This window comes from Streptomyces sp. NPDC006529 (assembly GCF_040611795.1).
GTDB lineage: Bacteria > Actinomycetota > Actinomycetes > Streptomycetales > Streptomycetaceae > Streptomyces.
The window spans coordinates 23,573-34,649 of record NZ_JBEXPB010000057.1; the positions used below are offsets into that span (position 1 = coordinate 23,573).

At 74.8% G+C, this 11,077-nt stretch carries 12 protein-coding genes; 3 read left to right on the forward strand and 9 right to left on the reverse strand.

The genetic code is table 11. The annotated features are described in order from the left end of the window. Positions 1-3: 3 nt before the first annotated feature. The 6 genes from ABZY31_RS27935 to ABZY31_RS27960 all read right to left on the reverse strand — a co-directional run bounded on the left by ABZY31_RS27935 (position 4) and on the right by ABZY31_RS27960 (position 5,775). Entirely contained in the window at positions 4-540 is a 537-nt protein-coding gene (locus tag ABZY31_RS27935) for a hypothetical protein (protein ID WP_356415555.1), read from the reverse strand. 38 nt (positions 541-578) lie between these two features. Further along, entirely contained in the window at positions 579-1,592 is a 1,014-nt protein-coding gene (locus tag ABZY31_RS27940) for a helix-turn-helix domain-containing protein (protein ID WP_356415558.1), read from the reverse strand. A gap of 116 nt (positions 1,593-1,708) precedes the next feature. Next, positions 1,709-2,698, reverse strand: coding sequence for an aminoglycoside phosphotransferase family protein (locus ABZY31_RS27945; protein WP_356415560.1), 990 nt, complete (start codon positions 2,696-2,698; stop codon positions 1,709-1,711). Further along, the gene (locus tag ABZY31_RS27950; protein ID WP_356415563.1) at positions 2,695-3,654 is read right to left on the reverse strand and encodes an SMP-30/gluconolactonase/LRE family protein; all 960 of its coding nucleotides are present in this window, start codon (positions 3,652-3,654) and stop codon (positions 2,695-2,697) included. Before ABZY31_RS27950 ends, ABZY31_RS27945 begins: the two co-directional genes overlap by 4 nt. 82 nt (positions 3,655-3,736) lie before the next feature. After that, a complete protein-coding gene (locus ABZY31_RS27955; protein WP_356415588.1) occupies positions 3,737-5,185 on the reverse strand; it encodes a PLP-dependent aminotransferase family protein in 1,449 nt (482 codons plus the stop codon). Positions 5,186-5,301: 116 nt separating this feature from the next. After that, the gene (locus tag ABZY31_RS27960; protein WP_356415566.1) at positions 5,302-5,775 is read right to left on the reverse strand and encodes a MarR family transcriptional regulator; all 474 of its coding nucleotides are present in this window, start codon (positions 5,773-5,775) and stop codon (positions 5,302-5,304) included. Positions 5,776-5,884: 109 nt separating this feature from the next. On the opposite strand from ABZY31_RS27960, the gene ABZY31_RS27965 reads away from it, so the two are divergent. Beyond that, positions 5,885-6,802 (forward strand): alpha/beta hydrolase, encoded by a 918-nt coding sequence (locus tag ABZY31_RS27965; protein WP_356415569.1) that lies wholly within the window; start codon positions 5,885-5,887, stop codon positions 6,800-6,802. 924 nt (positions 6,803-7,726) lie between these two features. Here ABZY31_RS27965 and ABZY31_RS27970 read toward each other — a convergent pair. Next, on the reverse strand, positions 7,727-8,230 hold the full coding sequence (locus tag ABZY31_RS27970; protein WP_356415571.1) for a GNAT family N-acetyltransferase: 504 nt from the start codon (positions 8,228-8,230) through the stop codon (positions 7,727-7,729). 43 nt (positions 8,231-8,273) lie between these two features. After that, positions 8,274-8,645: an ArsC/Spx/MgsR family protein gene (locus ABZY31_RS27975; RefSeq protein WP_356415574.1), complete on the reverse strand. Its 372-nt coding sequence runs from the start codon at positions 8,643-8,645 to the stop codon at positions 8,274-8,276. A 105-nt stretch (positions 8,646-8,750) separates the two neighbouring features. Between ABZY31_RS27975 and ABZY31_RS27980 the strand changes: the two genes are divergently transcribed. After that, entirely contained in the window at positions 8,751-9,005 is a 255-nt protein-coding gene (locus ABZY31_RS27980) for a hypothetical protein (RefSeq protein ID WP_356415577.1), read from the forward strand. A gap of 3 nt (positions 9,006-9,008) precedes the next feature. On the opposite strand, the gene ABZY31_RS27985 is transcribed toward ABZY31_RS27980, so the two are convergent. Next, a complete protein-coding gene (locus ABZY31_RS27985; protein WP_356415580.1) occupies positions 9,009-10,145 on the reverse strand; it encodes a PP2C family protein-serine/threonine phosphatase in 1,137 nt (378 codons plus the stop codon). Between the two features lie 102 nt (positions 10,146-10,247). Here ABZY31_RS27985 and ABZY31_RS27990 point away from each other — a divergent pair, with 102 nt between their 5' ends. Continuing rightward, a complete protein-coding gene (locus ABZY31_RS27990; protein ID WP_356415591.1) occupies positions 10,248-10,913 on the forward strand; it encodes a VIT family protein in 666 nt (221 codons plus the stop codon). The last annotated feature ends 164 nt before the right edge of the window (positions 10,914-11,077 follow it).

An 11,077-nucleotide genomic window follows, 5' to 3' on the forward strand; every position in this document is an offset into this window, starting at 1 on the left:
GGATCACTTGATGAGCGCGTTCGCCACGATGATCACCAGTCCGATCGTGGCGTCCGCCGCTCCGATCAGCAGCGCCGGGGCCGGCCGGTAGCCGACCCGGAGCGCGACCACCGCGCCCCACCCGAACAGCAGCGCGGTGTTCACCCCGAGCCCGACCGCCGTCACCCCGTACGAGTCCCACCCGATCAGCCCGGCCAGCACCAGCAGCAGCACGGTGGGCAGGGTGGCCGCGATCATCGGCCACTCGTTCCGCACCGCCCGGCCCAGCAGCCGCCAGCGGTGACCCGCCGAGCCGTCCGGGTGGGTCGCCATGTGGTGCGAGTACCCGTGTGCGAGCGCGGCCGTCGCGGCGGTCACCAGGACCCAGGCGGCGTCGTAGTACGGCGTGTACGGGCCGCCCTTCTGGTCCAGCGCCGCCAGCAGCCCGCTGGCCAGCACCGTCCCGTACACCCCGCCGAACATCCAGTCGGCGCCCCGGCGGGCGCGCGGCAGCGGGGGCGGCGACGCGGGGGCGGGGGCCGGGGAGGTGAGGTCGCTCATGGGTGTCCTTTTGTGGGTCGAAGTCCCCTTTGCGGTGTTCAGCGTACGAGGTCACCCGCCGCCCGGGCGCCGCCGGGGCGGGCGCACGCGAGGCTCAGCGCACGGAACTCGGTGGGGCTCAGGCCGTACGCCTCCCGGAAGGACCGGCTGAAGACGGCCGGCCCGCTGAAGCCCCAGCGGGCGGCGATCAGGTGCACCGGGACCCTGGCGGAACCGGGCCGGGCGAGATCGGCGCGGCACTGCTCCAGCCTGCGCCGACGGATGCGGGCGTTGACGCCCTCGCCCAGGCCCTGGAAGAGCTGGTGGAGGGTGCGCACCGAAATGTTGTGGCGGGCGGCGACGGCGCCGGGATCCAGCTGGGGATCGCCCAGGTTGTGCTCGATGAAGGCGTGGATCCGCTGGAGCAGGGCCCGCTTGCGGATTTCAGCGGGGAGGTGCTCCTCCGCGTCCAGGTGCTCGGCCAGGCAGGCGGCCGCCAGATCGGCGGCCACCGCGCCGAGGTGCCGCAGCTGCGCGGGCGCGCACTGGTCACCGTGGCCCACCAGGCTGCGCATGAACGAGGAGAGGACCGCCGCCATCCCCGTCCCGCCCGGGATCGGGCGGGCCAGCAGGCGCTCCAGCAGCCGCGGGCGCACCGGCAGGGCGCTGCGCGGCAGTTGCAGGATCACCAGCTGCTGGTCCTGCCCGCTGCCGGCCGGGGAAACGGCGTCGGACGGCTTGGACGTGTCCCAGAACACCAGGTCGCCGACCCCGGCGAGGCCGTCGTTCCCGTGCTGCGACATCCCCATCGCGCCCGCGGCCACCCACGCCAGCTGGTACTGCTCCGGATCGCTCCGCCGGATCAGGGCGGGGGTGCGGCGCGAGCGCAGGGGAGCGTACGCGAGGCGCGACACATGCAGGTCCCCCAGGCCCAGCGCGGCGGCCTCCGCGCGGAAGGAGCCCGGCTGCTCGCTGCTGATCGCGGTGGGCATCACCTCGCGCGACACCAGGTCCGAGAACCAGTCGAACCGCTCGTCCGCGGGCAGCCCCTCCGACGACACCACCGTCCACATCGCGCATCCCCCTGTCCGATCTTCGTATCGGGGCCAAGGATGCAACGGCGGGCGCCGCCACCGCACATGGTGTCGCCGGGGTGTCGCCGGCGTCCCGCGGACCGGACGCGCCCCGCTCAGCCGTACCGGTCGAAAAGGGCCTCCAGGTACTCCTCCAGGCGCCCCGTCAGCACCTCCGGCGTCAGATCGGTGCGGCCGAGTTCGCGCCAGGGCACGGCCACCTTCTCCGCGTCCGGCGCGAAGGCCAGCGCATCGAGCAGCCGCCAGTAGAGGTGGTCGGCGCGGTCTTCGGCCAGGGCGCCGCCCGCCGCCGCGTACCGGTCGGCGAAGCACATGCCCGCCGGGACGCCGTGCAGCAGGGCCAGCGCCGACGAGCAGTGGGCCACGTCCAGGTCGGCCGGGCCCCAGGACGTCTCCACCCAGTCGACGACCCCGCTGATCCGCAGCCCGGCGCCGCCGCCCGTGAAGAGGACGTTGCCCGGGTGGAAGTCCCGGTGCAGGAAGCAGGACCGGTGCGCGGGCGGGTCCCGCCGGATGACGTCCACGGCCCGCTCCCACAGGCCGGGCCGCCGGGTGTCCGCGGGCGGACGCACCCGCTCGGCGGAGGTCCACGCCTCGTAGGCGCGGGGCCGCGCCGCCGCGGGCACCGGCAGCCGGTGGACGTCGGCCAACTGCCGGGCCAGCAGGGCGGCGCGGTCGGCGGCGCCCGCGTCGTCGGTGCGCACGGTGCCGGGCAGCAGGGTCATCAGCAGGGACGGGTGGTCGCAGTGCCGCGCCGTCGCGTCCACGGCCACGAGCCCGGCCGCGGGGACGGCCGTGGCCTCCAGCAGGCGCAGGACGTCGGCCTCGCGCCGCAGCAGGCCGTCCGCGTGCCGCAGGTAGAACGGCTTGACGAACGAGCGCAGGACGAGCGCGCGCCGGCCGTCCGGCCCGGCGATCTCCAGCCGGCGCATCCGCGAGGTCCAGCCGCCGCGCAGCCGCGTCACCGCCTCGATGTGCTCGCCGGGGGACAGGGCGGCGGCCACCCAGGCGCGCGTCGCGGCCCAGTCCGCGGCGGGGTCGGCGCCGTCGGGCCCGCTGGGGTCGTCGGCCCGGTCGGGGGTCATCGGGAGCCCGCGTCGAGCCGGGGGCGGTGGCCCGGGCCGGTGGGGTGGGTGCCCGTCACGCCCATGACCAGGGAGTAGAGGCTGGTCCGTGCCGTGATGAAGAGCCGGTTGCGCTTGGCCCCGCCCCAGGCGATGTTGGCCACCGTCTCGGGCACGACGAGCCGCCCGATCAGCGTGCCGTCCGGGTCGTAGCAGTGCACGCCGTCGTCCATCGCGGCCGCCCAGAGCCGACCGCCGTCGTCGAAGCGCAGGTTGTCGAAACGGGCCGCGCCGCGGGCGCCCGCCTCGGCGAAGACCGCGCCGTCCGAGAGGGCGCCGTCCTCGCGGACGTCGAAGACCCGGATGAAGCCCGCGCGCGTGTCGGAGACGAAGAGCTGCCGCTCGTCGGCGGAGAAGACCAGGCCGTTCGGGGCGCCGAAACCATCGGCCACCAGGCGGACTTCGCCGCTGTCCGGGTCGATGCGGTAGACGTTGTTGGCGCCGATCTCGCTCTCGGCGCGGTGGCCCTCGTAGTCGCTGGTGATGCCGAAGTCGGGGTCGGAGAACCAGACCGAGCCGTCGGAGCGCACCGCCGCGTCGTTCGGGCTGTTCAGGCGCTTGCCCTGCCAGCGGTCGGCCAGCACCGTGACGGTGCCGTCGTGTTCGGTCCGGGTCACCCGGCGGTTGCCCTGCTCGCAGGTGATCAGACGGCCCTGGCGGTCGAGGGTGTTGCCGTTGGTGTGCCCGGCGGAGCGCCGGAAGACGCTGACGGCGCCGGTCTCCTCGTCCCAGCGGAGCATCCGGTCGTTGGGGATGTCGCTCCAGACCAGCTGCCGCCAGGCGGGCACGTAGACGGGCCCCTCGGCCCAGCGGCAGCCGGTGTGGAGGACTTCGAGACCGTCGTCGCCGTTCATGCACCGCCCGGTGCGGAACCGCTCGTCGAACATCTCGTACAGCGCGGGCTGCTCGCTGGCCATGGGGCGTCCTTCCCTTCGGCATGTGCCGAACATTCTTCGGCACGAAGGCAAGAATGCCGGATGGAATCTGGCGTGCGCAAGATCAATCCGGATGAGGAGTGGTGGGCGGCGCGGCATCCCGGCCGGAAGGGGCGGGCGGCGCAGTCGCCCCCACAGCCGACCGCAGCGCCCCCGTCAACACCCCCACCGCCTCCTCGAACTGCCGCTCGCCCAGACCCGCGTACCCCACGACCAGCCCCTGACGGTCAGCAGCGGCCCGGCCCCCGTGCACCGCCCCGGCCGCGGGGTGGCGGTACTCCGACAGCCCGTCCAGCAGCAGCCCCGCCCGCCGCGCCGCCGCCAGGGCCGCGGACTCGGTCCCCGGGGGGAGTTCCAGGACCGCGTGGAGCCCCGCCGAGATGCCCGTCACCCGCACGCCCGGGACCCGCTCCGCCAGGGCGGCGGCCAGCAGGTCGCGGCGCGCGCGGTAGCGGTGGCGCATGCGGCGGACGTGACGGTCGTACGCGCCCGACTCCAGGAAGTCGGCGAAGGTCAGCTGGTCCACCGCGCTCGTCCAGGACTCCCGCAGCCCCTTCGCCGCCACGACCTGGCCGGTCAGCGCGTCGGGCAGCACCAGCCAGCCCAGCCGGAGGGCGGGGGAGAGGCTCTTGCTCAGTGAGCCCGCGTAGACCACCAGGTCCGGAGCCAGCCCCTGGAGGGCGCCGACCGGCTTGCGGTCGTAGCGGAACTCCCCGTCGTAGTCGTCCTCCAGGATCACGCCGCCGGTGGAACGGGCCCACTCCACGGCGGCCGTCCGGCGGGCCGGGAGCAGCGGCCCGCCGGTGGGGAACTGGTGGGCCGGGGTCAGCAGGGCCGTCCGCGCCCGGGCGGGCAGGGCGTCGGTGCGGACGCCGTCCGCGTCGATGGGGACGGCGTGCGGGCGCACGCCCGCGGCGGCCAGGATCCCGTGGTGGAAGGGCAGGCCGTAGGCCTCCACCGCCCAGTCCCGGGGCCGCAGCCCCGCCAGCAGGCGCAGGCCGTTGGCGAAACCCGCGCAGACGACGATGTGCTCGGCGTCGGTACGCACCCCCCGGGCCCGGGCCAGGTACTGGGCCAACGCCCGCCGCAGCTCGGGGCGTCCGCGCGGATCCCCGGGCCCGAAGGCGTCGGCCGGGGCGGCGGCCAGGGCCCGCCGGACGCTCGCGGACCAGGCACCGCGCGGGAAGGACGCCGGGTCGGGCTTGCCCTGGGTCAGGTCGAACCGGTGCGCCGGGCGCGCGGGCGCCGGTCCGGGTGCCGCCCGCTCCGGACGCACCGGCACCCCCTCCGCGACCCGGGTGCCGGACCCCTGGCGGGCGGTGAACCACCCCTCGGCGACCAGCTCGGCGTAGGCGTCGGCGACCGTGCCGCGGGCCACCCCGAGGTCTTCGGCGAGCGAACGGTAGGGCGGCAGCCGCGTCCCGGCCGCGAGGCGGCCGCCGCGGACAGCCTCGCGCAGCGCCTGCGCGAGCGCGGCGCGGCGGGAGCCGTGGGCGGGCAGGTCGAGGTGCAGGTCGCTGCCGCGGGAGGACGGGTGGGCGCCGGGCGTGGAGTCGTGGGGTGCGGGGCCGTCGGGCGGGCTGTCGTCCGGGGCGGGGGCGGGGGCCGGGCTCTGGGCCGGGTGGGCGGTCACGGGGTGAGGGCCGTACGTGCGCAGGTCAGGAAGGTGCGGACGGCGGCCACTTCGGCCGGCCCGAAGGTGCCGAGCACGCCGACCAGGCCGTCGATCAGCGGGCCGAAGAAGGCCTGGCCCAGCCGCACGGCCTCGGGCGAGACCTGGAGCACCACCCGGCGCCGGTCGACGGCGTCCCGGGTCCGCAGGACGTGGCCGAGGCGCTCCAGCCGGTCGATCACGGCGGTCGTACCGGCCGAGTTGAGACCGAGCCGCGCACCCAGCAGCCCCGCCGTGGCACTCTCGCCCGCCCGCGCCGCGTCCAGCAGGCAGACCAGGGCGCGCACATCGGTGGGGTGCATGCCGTGAGCCGCCCCGAACTCCGCTTGCCGCAAGCCGAATTCGACGGAGGTGGCACGGAGCAGGTGGACCAGCTCCAGGGGGTCGGGTTGAGGGGCCGGTTGGGGGGCGGGGGGTGGGTTGTGGGGCATGGGGACTCCACCTAGGATCCGGTAGGGCGAGGATATCTCGCTCAGCGAGATTATCGCTGAGGAAGAGGCCGGGGAATGCCCGGCAGCTCGGCAGCCGAGGAGGGACCCGGTGGAGGCCGCCCGCACCGCTCACGACATCGCTTACGACATCGCTCACGACATCGCTTACGAGGCATTCCGCGCCGCTTACGACGACGCCCTCGGCCGGTGGCCCGGCCCGGGGCCGGTCGACGCCCGGGTGATCGACACTCCTTTCGGTGCCACCCGGATCAACAGCACCGGCCCGCGGGACGCCCCGCCGCTCGCGCTGCTCCCCGGCGGCGGAACGACGTCGCTGGTGTGGGGGGAGTGCCTGCGGGCCGGGCTCGCGCGGGAACGGCGGGTGCACGCCGTGGACCTCGTGGGGGAACCGGGGATGAGCGTCCCGGCCGCGGGGCGGCCGCTCCGCACGGTCGACGACCTGACGGAGTGGCTGGACGCGGTCCTCGACGGGGTAGTCGACGGGGTTCTCGACGGCCAGGGTGTGGGGGGAGGGGTGGTGGAGCTGGCCGGGTATTCCTACGGCGGGTGGATCGCCGCGCACTACGCCGCCCGGCGGCCGGAACGCCTGCGGCGGCTGGTGCTGCTGGACCCCACCCAGGTGTTCGCCGGGCTGCGCCCGGCTTACGTGGCGCGGGCCCTGCCGATGCTGCTGCGGCCCACGCCCGATCGGGTCCGTTCCTTCCTGGCCTGGGAGACCGGGGGCGCCGTCCTGGACCCGGCCTGGATGCGGGTCCGCACGGCCGCCGCCGCACTCCCGACCGCCCGCCCGGTGACCGGCGCCCGGCCGGTCCTGGGTGCGGGGGAGGCGCGGGGACTGCCGCTGCTCGCACTCTTCGCCGGAAACGCCCGCTGCCACGACCCCGCCCGAGCCGCCCGCGCCGCCACCGCGGCGGTCCCGGACGCGGTGGTCCGCGTACTCCCGGGCGTCTCCCACCACTCGCTGCTGTTGGTGGGGGCGGGGGAGGTGGTGGGGGGTTGGGGGTAGTGGGGGGCCCGGCTGCGCCGGGTCGCGGCTTCGCCGCTCGTGGGTTTCGCTTCGTGCGTCCGGGGTCGGGGTGGTTCCGGGGGCTGCCCGTCAGTTCAACTGTCTTCCCGTGCCGGGGCGTCCTGTCAAGAGCGCTCCCTGCGGTCGCGTCGCTTCGCGATGGCCTGCGGCCACTCTTGACATGCCACCCCGTCCCGGAAAGCCAAGAACTGTCGGGCCGCCCCCGGGGGAGGCATGGGGGAGGGTGCCCGTTGCCTGGGGCCCGGCGCCCGGCCGCAGGCCGAGTGGGGCCCATGTGGCGCCCTTTGGGCGAAAGGCGCGCACTCAATCGCTACGCGCTCCTCCGAGAGAGGCGTCTGCGAGTCGTTTTGGGCTGGTGAAGGGTGCGGCAGGACTCAAAGCTCGGCCACACGAGAGTCCACTCGGGTCAAGGAGCCGTCGAGACCCAACAACCGCTCAACATGCCCCTTTTGTCTTGCTTTGATCTCGACTTTTGCGGCGGACGGCTGCCAGACCCGCACCAACACCCATCTGACCGAAGTCTCAGCCCCACGCAGCCCGCTGACGCTTCTCTCGGAGAAGCGCGTAGCGATTAGGGGCGCTCTTTCCGCCCGAAGGGCGGGGCATCTGCCCCACTCGGCCTGCGGCCGGGCGCCGGGCCCCAGGTGAAGGGCACCCTCCCCCCTGCCTCCCCCGGGGGCGGCCCGACAGTTCTTGGCTTTCCGGGACGGGGTGGCATGTCAAGAGTGGCCGCAGGCCATCGCGAAGCGACGCGACGAAGGAGCGCTCTTGACAGGACGCCCCGGCACGGGAAGACAGTTGAACTGACGGGCAGTCCCCGGAACCACACCGACCCCGGACGCACAAAGCGAGAGCCCCGAGCGGCGAAGCCGCGACCCGGCGCAGCCGGGCCCCAACCCCACCTCAACGCACCCTCCCCAGCACCCGCGTCACGCTGCCGTCCGGTTCTTGGACGTCTCCGGTGTGGGTGAACCCGATGCGGGTCAGGAGGGTCAGGGACGCTTTGTTTTCGGCGGCCACCGTGGCGTGGACTTCGGGGAGGGCGAGGGTGGTGAAGCCGTAGGCGACGAGGGCTTCGGCGAGTTCCGTGCCGAGGCCCTCGCCCCAGGCTGCGGGGGACAGGGCGTAGATGATTTCGTGGCCACCGGTCTCGGTGGTCGGTTTGATCTCCGCGTGCCCGATGAAGCGGCCTGCGCGGCGGACGGCCCAGACGTCGAAGAGGCCGTCGGCGTAGACCTTCGTGAAGATCCGGCCGAACAGCGCGCGGTCCTGCGGCTCCGGCACCGGTCCGCCGTCGCCCATCCACCGTGAGACGCGCTCGTCCTGGAAGAGCGCGACGAAGTCCTCTTCGTCCTCCGGCGTGTACGGATCCAGAGCGAGGCGGGCGGTGCGCAGCGAAGGAGTCACGCCCGCCGACGCTACGTGCCGGCCGGGGTGCCGGGCCAGGAGATTACGCCTGGCGGGAGAGCGCGTCGCGGACGGCCTCGTCCGTGCGGGCCACGACCGCCGTGCCGTCGTCGGCCGTGATGATCGGGCGCTGGATGAGCTGGGGGTGCGCGGCCAGATGGGTGATCCAGCGGGCCCGCGCGGCGTCCGTCGCCTCGCGCGGCAGCTCCCGTACGCCGGTCTCCTTGGCGAGAGGGTCGGACGTACGCGTGATGTCCCAGGGTTCCAGGCCGAGGCGGCCGAGCACCGCGCGGATCTCGTCCTCGGACGGTACGTCGTCCAGGTAGCGCCGCACCGTGTAGTCGGCGCCCTCGGCGTCGAGGAGGGTGAGCGCGCTGCGGCACTTCGAGCAGGCGGGATTGATCCAGATCTCCATGGGCGGAAGCCTACCGAGCCTGTCTGGCCAGGGGCTTTTGTCAGTGGTCCCCGGTAAAATCGAGGGAGCACGACAGGAAGCCAACTACCGTTTGGGAGGCTGTAGATGGCCGCTGCCGCGATCATTTCGATGCCCAAGAAGAAGCCACTGCCCGCGGGTCTTCCCCGTGAGTGGTACGAGAGCCACAACCGCCGCCTCAAGGCGATGCGGCTGGCGATATCCCTGCTCGACACGGGGACGTATGACGCACAGCGCGCGACGAACCGGAAGATCCGGAGCATGGCGGCGCGCGTCGGGATCCACCGGCCGTCCAACGTCACCTGCAAGATGGTCCGGACGTTCATCCGCCAGGCCGGCTGAGCCTCACCGGCGGTCCGCGGGGGCTCCACCTGTCCCGCGGATCGCCGGGTCCGCGGACCCGGGGGCGGAGAGGACGAGCAGGGCCACGTCGTCCCTGGGGCCGCCGTCGGTGAACCGGACGAGGTCCCGCCACACCGCGTCCGCGAGCCCCGAGAGGTCCGCCGGGCCCCCCGCCAGCAGCGCGGGGACGCGGTCGGCCAGTGGGTAGAACGCCCCGATCGCGTCCCGGGCCTCGGTCACCCCGTCGGTGTACAGCAGCAGCCGGTCACCGGGGCGCAGCGGCGTGACGGCGACCGGCGGCGGCGCCAGGCCCGCGAGCCCCAGCCCCAGCGGAGGGCCCGGCTCCACCTCCAGTTCCGTCACCGAGCCGTGGCGCAGCAGCAGCGCCGAGGGATGGCCGCAGGACACGACCCGTACGAGGTCCAGCGCGGGCGTGAACTCCAGCAGCAGGGCGGTCGCGAACACCTCGGCGTAGACCGCGTTCTCGGCGTCCGTGCGCAGCCGGCGGTCCAGGCGGGCCGCGACCGCCGTCAGGCCGCCGTCGTCCAGCACGCCCTCGCGGAACGCGCCGAGCAGCGCCGCCACCGTGGCGACCGCGGCCAGGCCGTGCCCCTGGACGTCCCCGACGAGGGCGCGGATGCCGTGCGGGCCCGCCCGTACGTCGTACAGGTCGCCTCCGACCAGGGTGCCGCGCTGGGCCGCCCGGTACAGCCCGGCGCACCGCACCGGCCCCACCTCGGGCGGTACCGGCGGGAGCACGGCGAGCTGGGCCGCTTCCGCGACCGTCCGTACGCTGACCAGCTGGGCGTCCCGGCGCTTGCGCACCCAGGCGATGACCACGCTGAGCAGGCCGATCGCGGCCACCGTCGCGAGGTCGGCGCCCTTGGCGTGGCCGACGCCGAGGCCCGGCAGGCCGAGCAGGCCGAGGACCAGGGCGGCGAAGAACGCGGTGCCGACGGCTCCGTACGAGAACGCCGCGACCGGGGGCAGTCCGGCCAGGAAGAAGCCCAGCTCCACGTTGCCCGGGGTCAGGCCCTGGGCGGCGACGAGCACCACCAGGGCCACCGCGGGCGCGAACCGGGCCCAGCGCGGTGGTGGTGCCCCGCGCAGCCAGCCCGGTTCCTCGCGTCCGCGTCTCACCACTCCACCCTGGTCGACGGGGCGTGGACGCGCACGCCGGGCGGTCGCGTGACCGAGAGTGGACCGGTGACGTACAACGACGAGGAAACGCAGAGCGGGGCCATGAGCACCCGGCTCAATTGGCTGCGGGCCGGGGTGCTCGGCGCCAACGACGGGATCATTTCCACCGCCGGACTGGTGGTGGGCGTCGCCGGGGCGACGACGAGCCGCCCGGAGATCCTGACGGCCGGGATCGCCGGGCTGCTGGCGGGCTCGCTGTCGATGGCGGCGGGGGAGTACGTGTCCGTCAGCTCCCAGCGGGACTCGGAGCGGGCCGCGCTGGAGCTGGAGCGGCGGGAACTGGCTGAGGACCCCGAAGCGGAGCTGGCCGAGCTGGCGGGGCTGCTGGAGGCGCGGGGGCTGAGCGAGGCGGTGGCGCGGGAGGCCGCGCAGCAGCTGACGGAGCGGGACGCGCTGCGGGCCCATGCCCGGGTGGAGCTCGGGATCAACCCCGACGAGCTGGCGAACCCGTGGCACGCGGCGCTGGCGAGCCTGGTCGCGTTCACGGTCGGGGCGGTGCTGCCGCTGCTGGCGATCGTGTTGCCGGGGGCGGGGTCGCGGGTGCCGGTGACGGCGGGGGCGGTGCTGTGTGCGCTGGCGCTGTGCGGGTGGGTGAGTGCGCGGCTGGGGGCGGCCGCCGTGGGGCGGGCCGTCCTGCGGAACGTGGCGGGTGGCGCCGTGGCCATGGCCGTCACCTACGCGGTGGGCACCTGGCTGGGCTCCACGTAACCCCTGGCGGGGGGCGCCCGTCCGATTCCGGCCTCCGCGGCCCCGTGCCCGCCTCGGGCCCTCCGGGCCGGGCCTACACCCTTGGCCCGGCCATGCCACCGCATCCGCCTCGCCGGGCACACTTCAGCCTCGCCGGCGCGGGGGGTGTCCACCCGGCGGCCGTG